The sequence below is a fragment of the Streptococcus oralis genome (genome assembly GCF_023109315.1).
GTDB classification, from domain to species: domain Bacteria; phylum Bacillota; class Bacilli; order Lactobacillales; family Streptococcaceae; genus Streptococcus; species Streptococcus oralis_BS.
In genome coordinates, this window is sequence record NZ_JALDUF010000002.1 from 244,859 (window position 1) to 260,393 (window position 15,535).

The window sequence follows — 15,535 nt, forward strand, 5'->3', positions numbered from 1 at the left end:
GTCTGTGTAATTTTGGAGAGAAAGCAAGAATCCCTAGAAGGCATTTTCTAGAGATTTCATTATTGTTTCAGTAAGAACAATTCAACAATCATAGCGATATAGAGGACTAAGGTCAAGAGGAAACCTGCTCTCCAGAAGAATTTGATAAATTTAGGGTAATAAAAACTTCGTTTTTTGACAAGGAAAAAGACTACAAGGAGGATTGCTAGGAGAGAAAGTGCGACTCCAAGTCGCGGTAGAAAGTTGTGGGTAAAGGCTTTAGCAGTAATCAGGTAGTACTCAAATACCAAAAGTGGAAAAGCTATATCCGCGAAATTAAACCCTATTTTCCTAAGTCCGAAAAGCTTGGTGACAATAAAGCAAACCACCAAGGTTAATATCAATAATAAAATAGATGCTATTTTCATTAAAATCATACCCATATTGTATCATAAAAAAACGCTAAAGGAAATGAGAAACAAGGGAATTTGTTTGAAAGTCAGGCTTTTGAGATTGTGGGTGTTTTTTGTTATAATGAAAGTTATGAAATCTTATAATACCTTGAATGATTATTATCGAAAACTTTTTGGAGAGAAGACTTTCAAAGTTCCTATCGATGCGGGATTTGACTGTCCAAATCGGGATGGAACTGTAGCCCATGGTGGTTGTACTTTTTGTACGGTTTCAGGTTCTGGAGATGCCATCGTGGCACCGGATGCCCCTATTCGTGAGCAATTTTATAAGGAAATTGACTTTATGCACCGCAAATGGCCAGATGTTCAGAAGTACTTGGTTTATTTTCAAAATTTTACCAACACCCATGAAAAGGTGGAAGTGATTCGGGAGCGATATGAGCAGGCTATCAACGAGCCAGGTGTAGTAGGGATCAATATCGGAACACGGCCAGACTGTCTGCCAGACGAAACCATCGAATATTTGGCTGAGTTATCGGAACGTATGCACGTGACAGTTGAATTGGGCTTACAGACTACCTTTGAAGCAACCTCTGACCTGATTAACCGTGCCCATTCTTATGAATTGTATGTGGAAACAGTAAAACGCTTGAGAAAGTATCCCAAGATTGAGATTGTTTCCCATTTGATCAATGGTTTGCCCGGTGAAACCCATGAGATGATGGTTGAAAATGTCCGTCGCTGTGTTACGGACAATGATATTCAAGGAATTAAACTGCACTTGCTTCACCTCATGACCAATACACGGATGCAGCGAGATTACCACGAAGGACGTTTGCAACTGATGAGTCAGGACGAGTATGTCAAGGTCATTTGTGACCAGTTGGAAATCATTCCCAAGCATATCGTCATCCATCGAATTACAGGAGATGCACCGAGAGATATGTTGATTGGTCCTATGTGGAGCCTCAATAAATGGGAAGTGCTAAATGCTATTGAAACTGAGATGCGCCGTCGTGGAAGTGTGCAAGGATGCAAGGCTGTAAAACAGGAGTTTAAAAATGAAAAGACCACTTGAGATGGCACATGATTTTTTGGCTGAGATTGTGACAAAAAAGGATATCGTAGTGGATGCGACCATGGGCAATGGCCATGATACCCTTTTTTTAGCTAAGCTAGCCAAGCAAGTCTATGCCTTTGATATCCAGGAGCAGGCTTTGGAGAAAACCCAAGAGCGTTTGGATCAGGCTGGAATGACAAATGCCCAGTTAATCTTGCAAGGGCATGAGACGCTCGACCAGTTTGTGACAGAAGCTAAGGTAGGGATTTTTAATCTGGGTTATTTGCCTTCTGCTGACAAATCCGTCATCACTCAACCTCAGACTACTATCGAAGCCTTAGAAAAGCTTTGCCATTTGCTTGTCAAAGGAGGACGGATTGCTATCATGATCTACTATGGTCATGAAGGAGGAGACACCGAGAGGGATGCTGTGTTGGATTTTGTTAGCCAGTTGAACCAACAAGAGTATACAGCTACCATTTACCGGACACTCAACCAAGTTAACAATCCACCGTTTTTAGTTATGATTGAAAAATTAGAAAGGTATAGACATGGATAAACAATACCTTCGTGAGAAGCTTGAGGCCATGCGCCAAAATTTTGTTGAGTCAACGCATCATGAGCGAGCAGTCGGGGTGCTCGACGAAGCACATATGAGCAAGAAAATGCTTAAAATTAAGAAAAAATTAGTGGCTCTTGAAATGGAACGATGCCAGAAAAAAATTGAGCACAAAGACTGTTCTAAGATTGATCAGAAAATCCAAGAGCAAAAGGAGATTTTTGAATCCTGTTGTAAAAAAGATTAAGGAGGAATTGTGTGGAATTACTCATTTACTTGATTCTATTTTTGTTTGTCTTAATCATTTCAACTACGACCAATAAACTTCTTCCTTTTTTGCCCCTTCCTCTTGTGCAAATCCTTTTGGGGCTTGGGATTGGTTTATTTGTTCCCGATGCGGACTTTCATCTCAATACAGAGCTGTTTCTGGCCATGGTTATTGGTCCCTTACTTTTCCGGGAGGCAGAAGAAGCGGATATTACGTCCATTTTGAAGCATTGGCGGATTGTCGTCTTTCTGATCTTTCCTGTGATTTTTATCTCGACCTTAAGCTTGGGGGGCATGGCTCACTTCCTTTGGATGACTCTTCCTTTAGCTGCCTGTTTAGCAGTTGGAGCGGCACTTGGGCCAACAGATTTGGTTGCCTTCGCATCTCTTTCTGAACGTTTTCGTTTTCCTAAACGGGTTTCTAATATTCTAAAAGGGGAAGGGCTCTTAAATGACGCTTCTGGGTTGGTTGCCTTTCAGATGGCCCTGGCTGCTTGGACAACAGGAACTTTTTCTTTCAGCCAAGCTGGGACTTCCCTAGCACTTTCCATCCTTGGTGGTTTTGTAGTCGGTTTTGTGACGGCTATGGTCAATCGTTTCTTGCATACCTTTTTACTGAGTGTGCGAGCGATAGATATAGCCAGTGAACTATTGCTAGAGCTAAGTTTGCCACTCATGACTTTTTTTATCGCAGAAGAGTTTCATGTTTCAGGGATTATCGCAGTAGTGGTTGCGGGTATTTTGAAGGCCAGCCGCTTTAAGAAAATTACGCTCCTTGAGGCTCAAGTAGACACTGTGACGGAGACCGTCTGGCATACTGTGACCTTTATGCTAAATGGCTCAGTCTTTGTTCTCTTGGGAATGGAATTAGAGTTGATAGCAGAGCCAATTTTGTCTAATTCTCTCTATAATCCCCTTCTTTTACTGATTTCAGTTGTCGTTCTGACCTTCTTGCTTTTTGCTATCCGCTTTGTCATGATTGCTGGTTTTTACTTTGTGAGGACGCGTCGACTTAAGAAAAAAATTCATAAGTACATGAAAGATATGCTTCTTTTGACCTTCTCTGGTGTCAAAGGGACAGTATCTATCGCGACCATTCTCCTCATACCAAGTCATTTGGAGCAGGAGTATCCTCTGTTACTCTTCCTTGTAGCAGGCGTTACACTATTGAGCTTTCTAACAGGTTTATTAGTTCTCCCCCACTTGTCTGAGGAACAAGAGGAAAGCAAGGACCATTTGATGCATATTGCGATTCTGAATGATGTGGCTGCAGAATTAGAAAAAGAGCTGGACCATCACAAGAACAAACTTCCTCTTTATGCAGCTATTGATAATTATCATGGTCGGATTGAAAATCTCATCCTTAGTCAGGAAAATAAAAGAGTCCAAGAGGACTGGGAGTCTCTCAAGCTTCTTATCTTGAGTATTGAGAGTGACGGTTTGGAGCAAGCCTACGAAGAAAATAGAATCAGCGAGCGTGGCTATCGAGTTTACCAGCGTTACCTAAAAAACATGGAGCAGAGTATCAATCGGAATTTCGCTTCTAGAGTGACTTATTACTTCCTAGTTTCTTTACGGATACTGCGCTTTCTACTCCATGAAATGTTTACCTTTGGCAAAACTTTCCGTAGCTGGATGAATGAAGAATCTCGTAAACTACTAGCAGTTGACTATGATCAGATTTCAGAGTTGTATTTGGAAAATACAGAGCTGATTATCGAGAGTTTGGAAAACCTCAAGGGGGTTTACAAGAGTTCTCTGATTAGCTTTATGCAAGAGTCTCGTCTGCGCGAGACGGCCATTATCGGAAGTGGTGCCTTTGTTGAGCGGGTTATCAATCGCATCAAGCCAAACAATATCGATGAAATGCTACGAGGCTACTATCTCGAACGTAAGGCAATCTTTGAATACGAAGAAGCTAAACTGATAACAGCCAAGTATGCCAAAAAACTACGCCAAAATGTGAATAATTTAGAAAATTATTCTCTGAAAGAGGCCGCAAATACTTTACCTTATGATATGCTAGATTTAATCAGAAAAACTTAGATGATGAAGAAAATGACGGAGGATGGAACATGAAAAAGTGGTGGAAAGAGCTGATGGAACGGCCCTTATTGAAAGCTTTTTTGTATTATTATCAAGCATCTGATAGCGAGTTGACTAGTGTTGCGGTTGCTTACTATTGGTTGATTTCAATCTTTCCTTTGCTAATGATAATGGTCAATATCTTGCCTTATTTTCAGATTCCGGTCTCAAATTTCTTACTGACGATCAAGGAATTCTTGCCTGATACGGTGTATGATGTGGTCGCCAAGATTGTCCGAGAAGTTCTGACTCAACCATCGACTGGTTTGCTGAGTTTTGCCGTTTTATCTGCACTCTGGACCTTTTCAAAATCAATGGATTTCCTCCAAAAAGCTTTTAACAAAGCCTATGGGGTGACCAAAAGTCGAGGGATTATCTCCCATCAGTTGATGAGTTTGCTTGTTAGCCTCGGCTTGCAGATTCTTTTTGCCCTAGCCTTGTTTTTGAGTATGTTTGGTCGTATGTTGCTCAACCTCTTCAAAACTTACTGGCAATCAGACAGCCCACTATTCTCTTACTTGCAAGATTTTACAGGCCCTCTAGTCTATGCCTTGATCTTTGCCATTCTAGTCATGATTTACTATTTCCTTCCAAAAGTAAAAACACCACGAATCCGCTATGTTTTACCAGGAAGTGTCTTTGTCTTGCTAACTCTTATCTTTTTATTGAATATCTTTTCTGTCTATTTTAATAACTATGTCAATCATCTAGTTGACGTCCGATTTTTCAGTTCCATCATCGTTGTAGTCATGATGTTCTGGTTTATTCTTATTGCAAAGATTTTGATTATCGGAGCAGTTATCAATGCCAGTGTTCAGAGCTTGAAAGATCCAACCTTTACAATAAATTAACTAATAAAGTTATCTATTACAAAACGCATAGAATCAAATCTGATTCTATGCGTTTTTTGATTATGAGAATTAATAGATAAACATGGCATCACCGAAACTGAAGAAACGGTAGCGTTCTTGAATAGCGTGCTGGTATGCATCTAAGACTAAGTCACGGCCTGCAAAGGCAGAAACCAACATGACGAGAGTTGATTTTGGCAGATGGAAGTTGGTTGAAAAGGCATCCACAACCTTCCATTCGTAACCAGGTTTGATAAAGATATTGGTCCAGCCAGAATCAGCCTGGATTTGCCCATCAAACTTGGAACCAATAGTCTCTAACGTGCGGATAGAGGTGGTTCCGACAGCGATGATACGGCCTCCATCTTCCTTAACAGAGCGAAGGGTGGCAGCTGCTTCCTCAGAAAGTTGGTAGAATTCGGAGTGCATTTCGTGTTCGTCCAGATTGTCCACAGAAACAGGTCTAAAAGTTCCTAAACCAACGTGGAGAGTCAAATAAACCAAATGGACACCCTTGGCTTGGATTTCTGCTAGCAGTTCTTTGGTGAAGTGGAGGCCAGCAGTTGGTGCAGCAGCAGAGCCACTTTCTTTAGCGTAGACCGTTTGATAGCGTTCACGGTCATCTAGTTTTTCGTGGATGTAGGGCGGTAGTGGCATTTCACCGAGACTTTCCAAGACTTCTAGAAAAATTCCTTGGTATTCAAAGCGGACAATGCGGCCCCCGTGGGTCAATTCTTCCGTGATGACAGCGCTGAGGCGACCATCACCAAAGTTGACACGAGTTCCGACCTTGAGGCGTTTGGCAGGTTTGGCGAGAACCTCCCACTCATCTCCACTGGTATTTTTGAGTAGGAGAAGCTCCACATGGCCTCCAGTTTCTTCCTTTTGACCATAGAGGCGGGCAGGGAGAACACGGGTGTCATTCATGACAAGAGCATCACCAGGTTCCAACATATCAATAATAGAGTGGAAGTGTTTATCCTGCATTTCTCCCGTTTCACGATTAACGATAAGGAGTTTGGAGGCATCTCGTTTTTCAAGGGGCGTTTGGGCAATCAATTCCTCAGGCAAGTGGAAATCAAAATCAGCTGTATTCATTTTTTCATCATTCTTTCTAAGTTCTAATCTTATCCATTATAACATGTTTCAAGTTTGGGAGCTCTTTTTTTAGAAATTAAATCGTTTTCACTTGACAAAAATTGGTCTATACCATATAATGAATATAGATTAAAATGGAGGATGAAAAGATGAAAGTTATTAAAGTTGAAAATCAAGTTGAAGGTGGAAAAGTTGCTTTTGAGATTTTGAAGGAAAAATTGGCCAATGGTGCTCAAACATTAGGACTTGCAACGGGAAGCAGCCCGCTTGAATTTTACAAGGAAATCGTTGAGAGTGACCTTGATTTTTCAAATCTAACTAGTGTAAACCTCGATGAGTATGTAGGGCTTGATGGGGACAATCCACAGTCTTACCGTTACTTCATGCAAGAAAACTTGTTTAACCAAAAACCATTTAAAGAAAGCTTCTTGCCACGTGGTGTTAAGGATAATGCTGAAGAAGAAGTTGAACGCTACAATCAAATTTTGTCTGACCATCCAGTTGATCTCCAAATCTTAGGGATTGGTCGCAATGGACACATCGGCTTTAACGAGCCAGGAACTCCATTTGATAGCCAAACGCATTTAGTAGAACTAGACCAGTCTACAATCGAAGCCAATGCTCGCTTCTTTGACAAGATTGAAGACGTCCCAACTCAAGCCATTTCAATGGGAATTAAAAACATCTTGGATGCCAAGTCAATTATTCTCTTTGCTTACGGTGAGTCAAAAGCAGAAGCCATTGCTGGAACAGTATCTGGCCCGGTGACTGAGAACCTCCCAGCAAGCAGCCTACAAAACCACCCTGATGTGACTATTATCGCAGATGCTGAAGCGCTCAGCTTTCTTGAAAAGTAAAATGACAAGAACCACTTGCTCTTTGGAGTGAGTGGCTTTTTACTTCAAATGTTCACTATCCTGCTAAAGTGGTATAATATAGCTATACGGGGAGGCTCGAACTTTGATTTATATAATCGGTTTTATTTGTTTTTTACTTTTAATGTTTCTGTTTAGTCGCTTAATTCAGCAATCAAAGAATCCTTCGGGCTTTCTAGGAAAACGAATGATGAAATTGTGGAATCGATCCTATCTCCCCATGTTTGTATGGGCAATTCGTCATCTGGATAGGACATTTTACCCTGTAATCTTAGATGTAGGAGTTGGGAATGGTCGTTCAACCATCCTGCTGAAAGAAACTTTTCCGCAAAGTACCATAACTGGAATCGATATTTCAGATACTGCAATAGCTCAAGCCAAACAGGTAGAGATAACTAATCTAAATTTTGAACGAAGAGACGTTAGGGAGACAGGCTTTTCTGATGAAAGTGTTGATTTAATCACAGCTTTTCAAACTCATTTTCATTGGCAGGATCTAGAGGCTTCTTTTATGGAACTTAGAAGGATACTCAAATCAGACGGGATGCTCTTACTGGCTTGTGAATATAACAAGTTGTCTTACTTTTTACCAGAGGTTCAAAGCGAAGAAGCATTCAGACGATTCTTGTTATCAGTAGGGTTTGAGCTCGTAACTAGTCAAAGAAAGGGATCATGGATCCTTTATAAAATTGTTAAACATTAATGGAGGTACATCATGAAACAATTATTTTTATGTTCATATTTTGCTGAAGTCAAAAAGCTTTTTAGCGATTATGCAAAGGAAAAGAATCTAGAAAATAAGGTTTTATTTATTCCTACCGCTGGGAACAAAGAGGACTATACTGCCTATATCGATGAGGCTCAGCAAACATTCAGGGATTTAGGATTTGAGATAGAGGTTCTAGATATTGCTTCTTGTGATCGAGAAACTGCTCAGGCAAAGATTTTCCAAAGCAAGATTCTTTATATCTCAGGCGGGAATACCTTTTATTTATTGCAAGAATTAAAGAAAAAGCAACTCTTACCTCTCATCAAAGAGCAAATAAGAGATGGGTTGGTCTATGTGGGAGAATCAGCAGGGGCTATCATTACAGCCAAGGATATTGACTACAATAAACTCATGGGCGACAAGACGGTAGCGACAGAGTTATCTGATACAGCGGGATTGGATGAAGTGGATTTTTATATCCTTCCACATTATGGTGAGGAACCTTTTACTGATAGTAGCAAAAAGACCTTTGAAATGTATAAAAAGCAGCTTGAATTGCTACCGCTTCATAACCACCAAGCAATTATCGTTAACGATGAGCAAATAGATATCTTGACAATAGAATAAAGATGTGGTTGGAAGAACATTAATATTTTACCAATAAAACGATTAGCGGTTGATAATTCACTTAGTGGGAATCTGCCATGGATAGATTAATTTTATGAATTCAAGAAGGGAAAAGTTATGAAAATAAAAACGCTAGATAAAATAGGTGGGGTTATTTTCTTGTTTCTAACGATTGCTATCATTGTTGTTTTTTTATCAGATACGAGCTTCTTTGAGTGGGCGTTTACTAGACACCAGAATACTCTGAGTTGGTATATTCGCCCTCTCTTTATTATTCCAATTGTAATGGGAGCTTATAAAAAATCCTATAGCCTGATTTTCTTTTCTATATTTTGCCTATTTACTAGCATGTTTTGGTTCCCAAAGCCGGAAATAGTTGATGTAAAAGTAATTGAGTTTTTGAATTTTGAGAAGACTTATTTTACGAGCGGATGGAGTATTGAAAAAGTTATCATTCTGGCGACGATTCTAGCATTTTTTACGGCGATTATATCCTTAACGTGGAGTAGACGTTGGTATGGATTATTAGCAACGGTAGTAATTGGAGCGTTTCTGAAGGTTGCCCATAGTCTTTTATTTAGTGGAGGAAGTGGTATATCGATTGTAAAACCAGCTGTTTTGGGCTTGATTCTCTGCATCTTAGTGATTTATTTCATCTTCAAAAGAAGAAAGTAAAAATAATAAAAGTTTATGGTTGCTTTTCTCTTGACAATTATTCACTTTGTGTGTAAAATGGAATAGATCTTGAACTTGAAGGGAGTGAAAAAAATGTCTAAAACAGTAGTACGTAAGAATGAATCTCTTGACGATGCACTTCGTCGTTTCAAACGTGCGGTTACTAAAGCTGGTACTCTTCAAGAAACACGCAAACGTGAATTCTATGAAAAACCTTCTGTAAAGCGTAAACGTAAATCAGAAGCAGCTCGTAAACGTAAAAAATTCTAATTTGAAATGAAAGGCTAGACTTGTCTAGCCTTTTTTCTTTCCAAATAAATACTGTAAATCCTGCAAAAAAAGGAAACTTCCTACCACAATTTGATATAATAGTAGGGAGAACTCGATTGAAGGAGGAAATTATGTCGGTTTTAGTAAAAGAAGTCATTGAAAAGCTCAGATTAGACATTGTTTACGGTGAAGGTGATTTACTTGAAAAAGAAATCAATACTGCGGACATTTCTCGACCAGGTCTTGAAATGACAGGCTATTTTGATTACTATACTCCGGAGCGGCTTCAACTGTTGGGAATGAAGGAATGGTCTTATTTAGTCTCCATGTCTTCTCATAACCGTTATCAAGTTTTGAAGAAAATGTTTCTACCTGAAACACCCGCTGTCATCGTTGCTCGTGGCTTGGTAGTGCCAGAAGAAATGTTGAAAGCTGCTAGGGAATGCAAGATTGCGATTTTAACCAGTCGAACATCAACCAGTCGTTTATCTGGAGAGTTATCTAGCTACCTTGATTCCCGTTTGGCTGAACGTACGAGTGTGCATGGTGTCTTGATGGACATCTATGGCATGGGTGTCTTGATCCAAGGGGATAGTGGTATCGGTAAGAGCGAGACAGGTCTTGAGCTTGTGAAACGTGGGCACCGTTTGGTAGCAGACGATCGTGTAGATATCTTTGCCAAGGATGAAATGACCCTTTGGGGAGAGCCCGCTGAAATTTTGAAGCATTTGCTTGAGATTCGTGGAGTGGGTATTATTGACGTGATGAGTCTCTACGGAGCAAGTGCTGTAAAAGATTCTTCACAAGTTCAGTTGGCTGTTTACTTGGAAAATTATGATACCCATAAGACCTTTGATCGTCTAGGAAACAATGCTGAAGAAATCGAGATTTCTGGTGTAACGATTCCGCGTATCCGCATTCCAGTAAAAACAGGACGCAATATCTCTGTTGTTATTGAGGCGGCAGCCATGAACTATCGCGCTAAAGAAATGGGATTTGATGCGACGCGTTTATTTGAAGAACGCTTGACTAATCTCATCTCCAAAAATGAGGTGAAAAATGATTAATCCAGTTGCATTTGAAATCGGTCCTTTTTCTATTCGTTGGTATGCTTTGTGTATTGTGGCTGGTTTGGTTTTGGCAGTCTACCTTGCCATGAAGGAAGCTCCTAAAAAGAAAATCCTATCAGATGATATTTTGGATTTCATTCTGATTGCTTTTCCAGTTGCGATTTTAGGTGCTAGACTATACTACGTACTCTTTCGCTTAGATTATTACCTGCAAAATCCAGGTGAAATCATTGCCATCTGGAATGGTGGTTTGGCCATTTATGGAGGTTTGATAGCAGGGGCTATTGTCCTTTATATCTTTGCAGATAGAAAGCTGATCAATACTTGGGACTTCTTAGATATTGCAGCACCGAGCGTCATGGTTGCCCAGAGTTTAGGACGCTGGGGGAACTTCTTTAACCAAGAAGCCTACGGTGCAGCAGTAGATAGTCTGGATTATTTGCCGGGCTTTATCCGTGACCAGATGTACATTGATGGTAGCTACCGTCAGCCGACCTTCCTATATGAGTCGGTTTGGAATCTGATCGGATTTGCTTTGATTCTGATTTTTAGACGAAAATTAAAGGGAATCAGACGTGGTCATATTACGGCATTCTACTTGATTTGGTATGGCTTTGGTCGTATGATTATCGAAGGCATGCGGACGGATAGTCTCATGTTCTTTGGTCTGCGAGTTTCCCAATGGTTATCAGTTGTCCTTATCGGACTCGGTATTTTTATCATACTTTATCAAAATCGAAAGAAAGCCCCTTTCTATCATACAGAGGAGGAAAACTAAATGTTAGAAGTTGCATATATACTTGTTGCGATTGCTTTGATTGTCTGTTTGGTCTATTTGACAATCACGATTCAAAAAGCAGGTCGTATGATTGATGAGACAGAGAAAACCATCAAAACGTTGAGCTCAGATGTGAACGTTACCTTGCATCAGACCAATGAATTGTTGGTTAAGGTCAATGTGTTGGCAGATGATATTAATGTCAAAGTTGCGACGATTGATCCACTCTTTACGGCGGTGGCGGACTTGTCTGAGTCAGTATCTGACCTCAACCAACATGCACGTGTCTTGGGTAAAAAAGCCTCATCAGCTGGTTCAAAGACCATTAAGACAGGTGCAGGCTTGTCCGCTCTTCGTGTCGCAAGTAAATTTTTCAAAAAATAAAAAAGGAGAAATCTTATGGGAAAACTATCCTCTATCCTTTTAGGTACGGTTTCAGGCGCAGCTCTTGCTTTGTTTTTGACAAGTGACAAGGGCAAGCAAGTTTGTAGTCAAGCTCAGGATTTTCTAGATGATTTGAGAGAAGATCCAGAATATGCTAGAGAGCAGGTTTGTGAAAAATTGACAGAAGTGAAGGAGCAGGCAACGGACTTTGTGCTGAAAACAAAGGAACAAGTAGAATCTGGTGAAATCACTTTTGATAGTGTCCTTGACCAAGCCAAGACTTGTGCTCGACAAGCGACAGAAGCGTCAAAGGAAGCCTTTAACAACCTCAAAGAGCAGTGGCAAGAACAGTCAACAACTCCAGACGTTGCTGAAGACCAAGAAGAAATCATCATCGATATTACTGAAGTATAAGGTATCACCATCTCTGGTTTTTGGAGATGGTGATTTTTATCTGCAAGTCTGTCTTTGTGGTATAATAAATACTATGCAGAAAAAACCAACGTCCGCCTATGTGCATATTCCCTTTTGCACACAGATTTGTTATTATTGTGACTTTTCAAAAGTTTTTATCAAGAATCAACCAGTAGATAGTTACCTGGAGCATCTGCTAGAGGAATTTCGTTCTTATGATATCCAAAAGTTGCGAACTCTCTACATTGGAGGTGGGACGCCAACGGCTTTGTCCGCTTCGCAATTAGAGGTGCTCCTGGATGGCTTAACTAAAAACTTGGACTTGTCAGTTTTGGAAGAGTTGACCATTGAGGCCAATCCAGGCGACTTGGATGCGGATAAGATTGCGGTTTTGAAGCAGTCACCAGTCAATCGTGTTTCCTTGGGTGTGCAGACTTTTGATGATAAAATGCTGAAAAAGATTGGGCGTAGTCACTTGGAGAAGGATATTTATGAAAATATCGACCGCCTCAAACTGGCTGGTTTTGACAATATCTCCATCGATCTAATCTATGCTCTTCCAGGTCAAACTATGGCTCAGGTCAAGGACAATGTAGCTAAGGCTATCTCGCTTGATATTCCTCATATGAGCCTTTATAGCTTGATTTTGGAAAACCATACGGTCTTTATGAACCGCATGCGACGAGGGAAGTTGCCCCTACCCAAGGAAGAGTTAGAAGCGGAGATGTTTGAGTACATCATCGCAGAACTGGAGCGAGCTGGTTTTGAGCATTATGAGATTTCCAATTTCTCTAAATCCGGATTTGAAAGTCGCCACAATCTCATGTACTGGGACAATGCCGAATATTATGGTATCGGTGCGGGTGCTTCAGGTTATGTGAACGGGGTGCGCTATAAAAACCACGGGCCTATCCGCCACTATCTCAACGCAGTAGAGGCAGGAAATGCTCGGATTACAGAAGAACACCTGAGTCAAAGGGAACAGATGGAAGAAGAAATGTTCCTAGGCCTCCGGAAAAAATCTGGGGTTTCCATGGCGCGATTTGAGGAAAAATTCGGACGGTCCTTTGATGGACTTTATGGCGAAATCATCAGAGACTTGGTTCAACAAGGACTTATGCAGATCGACGGTGATCGTGTCCGAATGACAAAGAGAGGTCTCTTTTTAGGAGACACTGTAGCAGAACGATTTATTTTGGAGTAGAACAATGGGCTTAACTTATCAAATGAAAATGAAAATTCCTTTTGATATGGCGGACATGAACGGTCATATCAAACTTCCAGATGTGATTTTGCTGTCCTTGCAAGTATCAGGTATGCAGTCGATTGAGCTGGGAGTTAGCGACAAGGATATGTTAGAACGTTACAATCTGGTCTGGATTATTACAGACTATGCGATTGACGTGGTTCGCTTGCCTCGCTTTGCTGAGGAGATTACGATTGAAACAGAAGCATTGACTTACAATCGTCTTTTTTGCTACCGCCGTTTCACTATTTACGATGAAGCAGGTCAAGAAATGATTCGCATGTTAGCAACCTTTGTTCTTATGGACCGCGATAGTCGTAAAGTCCATGCTGTCGAACCGGAGATTGTTGCGCCTTATCAGTCTGAGTTTGATAAAAAACTCATCCGTGGGCCAAAGTATGCAAATCTAGAAAACCCGATCAGTAAAGACTACCATGTTCGTTTTTACGACTTGGATATGAATGGTCATGTTAATAATAGCAAATATCTGGATTGGATTTTTGAGGTCATGGGAGCAGACTTTTTGACCAAGTATATTCCAAAGAAAATCAATCTCAAATATGTCAAAGAAGTGCGACCGGGTGGCATGATTGCTTCAGCTTATGAACTCAAGGGACTAGAAAGCAAGCATGAGATTATCAGTGATGGCGAGATCAATGCCCAAGCTATGATTACGTGGCAAGAAATTGAGGGCAATTAGAAAGGGCGATATGGCTTATAAAGGTTATTTAATTGATTTAGACGGAACCATTTACAAGGGGAAAGACCGAATTCCGGCAGGAGAGGCTTTTGTCCATGAGTTGCAAAAGCGAGAAATTCCTTATCTCTTTGTAACCAACAATACAACTCGTACTCCTGAGAGTGTTCAAGAGATGTTGGCTCAGAATTTTAATATCAACACGCCTCTATCGACGGTTTACACAGCGACTTTGGCAACCATCGACTATATGAATGACTTGGGACTGGAAAAGACAGTCTATGTCATCGGAGAAGCAGGGCTCAAGGATGCCATTCAGGCGGCTGGTTATGTCGAAGACAAGGAAAATCCTGCCTATGTGGTAGTTGGACTGGACTGGCAAGTCGACTATGAAAAATTTGCGACGGCGACTCTAGCCATCCAAAAGGGAGCTCACTTTATCGGAACCAACCCTGATCTCAATATTCCGACGGAACGTGGTCTTTTGCCTGGTGCTGGTTCACTTGTAACTCTGCTTGAAGTAGCAACTCGGGTAAAACCAGTTTATATTGGAAAACCAAATGCTATCATTATGGATAAGGCAGTTGAGCACTTGGGTTTGAAACGAGAAGAATTGCTCATGGTGGGGGACAACTACCTGACAGACATCCGAGCAGGGATTGACAATGGTATTCCAACGCTCTTGGTGACGACAGGTTTTACCAAGGCAGAAGAAGTGGGGGACCTGCCAATCGCACCAACTCATGTGGTTTCTAGCCTTGCGGAGTGGAATTTTGATGAAAATTAAACTGACTTTTGGGGGAAGTATGCTCTTTCTCCTCTCCCTTTCTATTCTCTTAACCATTTATCTGGCTTGGATTTTCTATCCCATGGAGATTCAGTATCTGAACTTAGCGGGTCGAGTCTATCTAAAACCAGAAACCATTCTGTATAATTTTCATATCTTGATGAATTACCTGACCAATCCCTTTAGTCAGGTCTTAGAGATGCCAGATTTTCGTTCATCAGCGGCAGGTTTACACCACTTTGCGGTGGTGAAGAGTCTTTTTCACTTAGTTCAGCTAGTTGCCCTAGTGACGCTACCAAGTTTTTATTTCTTTGTTAGAAAGATTGTGAAAAAAGGCTTTTTGCCCCTATATCGTAAAAGTATCTTGACTTTAGTGCTATTGCCTCTGGTCATTGGGCTTGTGGGAGTGTTGATTGGTTTTGAGCAATTTTTTACTCTGTTCCATCAGATTCTCTTTGTGGGAGACGATACCTGGCTTTTTGATCCAGCAAAGGATCCCGTTATTCTGATTTTGCCAGAGACTTTCTTCCTCCATGCTTTTTTACTTTTCTTTGCTTTGTATGAAGGAATGTTTTGTTTCCTTCTTGTTAAAGCTTCAAGGAAATAGTGGAAAAAATTCTGTATTTTTAATAAAAAACGAGAGAAGGTGCTCTGCTCCCTATTTATTGTTAGGTTATCCTAAAGATAAACT

The 15,535-nt window shown here is 40.7% G+C and carries 20 protein-coding genes; 18 read left to right on the forward strand and 2 right to left on the reverse strand.

Annotation, left to right across the window (positions count from 1 at the left end):
• Nucleotides 1–59: 59 nt before the first annotated feature.
• The gene (locus M1F74_RS03845) at nt 60–422 is read right to left on the reverse strand and encodes a DUF3397 domain-containing protein (protein WP_247946343.1); all 363 of its coding nucleotides are present in this window, start codon (nt 420–422) and stop codon (nt 60–62) included.
• A gap of 91 nt (nt 423–513) precedes the next feature.
• Here M1F74_RS03845 and M1F74_RS03850 point away from each other — a divergent pair, with 91 nt between their 5' ends.
• From M1F74_RS03850 to M1F74_RS03870, 5 genes are read left to right on the forward strand one after another with little or no spacing between them, the layout of a single operon-like run.
• The gene (locus M1F74_RS03850; protein ID WP_000867027.1) at nt 514–1,470 is read left to right on the forward strand and encodes a TIGR01212 family radical SAM protein; all 957 of its coding nucleotides are present in this window, start codon (nt 514–516) and stop codon (nt 1,468–1,470) included.
• Complete coding sequence (locus M1F74_RS03855) at nt 1,454–2,011, forward strand: tRNA (mnm(5)s(2)U34)-methyltransferase (RefSeq protein WP_247946344.1); 558 nt, start codon at nt 1,454–1,456, stop codon at nt 2,009–2,011. Before M1F74_RS03850 ends, M1F74_RS03855 begins: the two co-directional genes overlap by 17 nt.
• Nucleotides 2,004–2,258 carry a hypothetical protein gene (locus M1F74_RS03860; protein WP_000361094.1) on the forward strand — a complete coding sequence of 85 codons (255 nt, stop codon included), beginning with the start codon at nt 2,004–2,006 and terminating at the stop codon, nt 2,256–2,258. The genes M1F74_RS03855 and M1F74_RS03860 overlap by 8 nt, the downstream gene beginning before the upstream one ends.
• 11 nt (nt 2,259–2,269) lie before the next feature.
• The gene (locus tag M1F74_RS03865) at nt 2,270–4,324 is read left to right on the forward strand and encodes a cation:proton antiporter (protein ID WP_247946345.1); all 2,055 of its coding nucleotides are present in this window, start codon (nt 2,270–2,272) and stop codon (nt 4,322–4,324) included.
• A gap of 29 nt (nt 4,325–4,353) precedes the next feature.
• Nucleotides 4,354–5,214, forward strand: a complete 861-nt coding sequence (locus M1F74_RS03870) for a YihY/virulence factor BrkB family protein (RefSeq protein ID WP_000759526.1) — start codon at nt 4,354–4,356, stop codon at nt 5,212–5,214.
• Nucleotides 5,215–5,283: 69 nt separating this feature from the next.
• Here M1F74_RS03870 and queA read toward each other — a convergent pair whose 3' ends face one another.
• Entirely contained in the window at nt 5,284–6,312 is a 1,029-nt protein-coding gene (gene queA / locus M1F74_RS03875) for a tRNA preQ1(34) S-adenosylmethionine ribosyltransferase-isomerase QueA (protein ID WP_001090141.1), read from the reverse strand.
• A gap of 149 nt (nt 6,313–6,461) precedes the next feature.
• On the opposite strand from queA, the gene M1F74_RS03880 reads away from it, so the two are divergent.
• The 13 genes from M1F74_RS03880 to M1F74_RS03940 all read left to right on the forward strand — a co-directional run bounded on the left by M1F74_RS03880 (nt 6,462) and on the right by M1F74_RS03940 (nt 15,451).
• Entirely contained in the window at nt 6,462–7,169 is a 708-nt protein-coding gene (locus tag M1F74_RS03880) for a glucosamine-6-phosphate deaminase (RefSeq protein ID WP_247946346.1), read from the forward strand.
• 103 nt (nt 7,170–7,272) lie between these two features.
• A complete protein-coding gene (locus M1F74_RS03885; RefSeq protein ID WP_247946347.1) occupies nt 7,273–7,890 on the forward strand; it encodes a class I SAM-dependent methyltransferase in 618 nt (205 codons plus the stop codon).
• Nucleotides 7,891–7,902: 12 nt separating this feature from the next.
• Nucleotides 7,903–8,523, forward strand: a complete 621-nt coding sequence (locus tag M1F74_RS03890) for a Type 1 glutamine amidotransferase-like domain-containing protein (protein ID WP_247946348.1) — start codon at nt 7,903–7,905, stop codon at nt 8,521–8,523.
• 117 nt (nt 8,524–8,640) lie between these two features.
• Entirely contained in the window at nt 8,641–9,198 is a 558-nt protein-coding gene (locus M1F74_RS03895; RefSeq protein WP_000695595.1) for a hypothetical protein, read from the forward strand.
• A gap of 93 nt (nt 9,199–9,291) precedes the next feature.
• On the forward strand, nt 9,292–9,468 hold the full coding sequence (gene rpsU, locus M1F74_RS03900; RefSeq protein ID WP_000048054.1) for a 30S ribosomal protein S21: 177 nt from the start codon (nt 9,292–9,294) through the stop codon (nt 9,466–9,468).
• A gap of 131 nt (nt 9,469–9,599) precedes the next feature.
• Nucleotides 9,600–10,535, forward strand: coding sequence for an HPr(Ser) kinase/phosphatase (gene hprK, locus M1F74_RS03905; protein WP_033585588.1), 936 nt, complete (start codon nt 9,600–9,602; stop codon nt 10,533–10,535).
• Nucleotides 10,528–11,316 (forward strand): prolipoprotein diacylglyceryl transferase, encoded by a 789-nt coding sequence (lgt, locus tag M1F74_RS03910; protein WP_212576447.1) that lies wholly within the window; start codon nt 10,528–10,530, stop codon nt 11,314–11,316. Before hprK ends, lgt begins: the two co-directional genes overlap by 8 nt.
• Nucleotides 11,317–11,700 carry a DUF948 domain-containing protein gene (locus tag M1F74_RS03915; protein ID WP_007520313.1) on the forward strand — a complete coding sequence of 128 codons (384 nt, stop codon included), beginning with the start codon at nt 11,317–11,319 and terminating at the stop codon, nt 11,698–11,700.
• A gap of 15 nt (nt 11,701–11,715) precedes the next feature.
• Entirely contained in the window at nt 11,716–12,114 is a 399-nt protein-coding gene (locus tag M1F74_RS03920; protein WP_247946349.1) for a YtxH domain-containing protein, read from the forward strand.
• A 73-nt stretch (nt 12,115–12,187) separates the two neighbouring features.
• Nucleotides 12,188–13,318 (forward strand): radical SAM family heme chaperone HemW, encoded by a 1,131-nt coding sequence (gene hemW / locus M1F74_RS03925; RefSeq protein ID WP_247946350.1) that lies wholly within the window; start codon nt 12,188–12,190, stop codon nt 13,316–13,318.
• 4 nt (nt 13,319–13,322) lie between these two features.
• Nucleotides 13,323–14,060, forward strand: a complete 738-nt coding sequence (locus M1F74_RS03930) for an acyl-[acyl-carrier-protein] thioesterase (protein WP_000524790.1) — start codon at nt 13,323–13,325, stop codon at nt 14,058–14,060.
• Nucleotides 14,061–14,070: 10 nt separating this feature from the next.
• Entirely contained in the window at nt 14,071–14,844 is a 774-nt protein-coding gene (locus M1F74_RS03935) for a TIGR01457 family HAD-type hydrolase (protein WP_000323537.1), read from the forward strand.
• Nucleotides 14,834–15,451: a TIGR01906 family membrane protein gene (locus tag M1F74_RS03940; RefSeq protein ID WP_000694706.1), complete on the forward strand. Its 618-nt coding sequence runs from the start codon at nt 14,834–14,836 to the stop codon at nt 15,449–15,451. The genes M1F74_RS03935 and M1F74_RS03940 overlap by 11 nt, the downstream gene beginning before the upstream one ends.
• Nucleotides 15,452–15,535 lie beyond the last annotated feature (84 nt).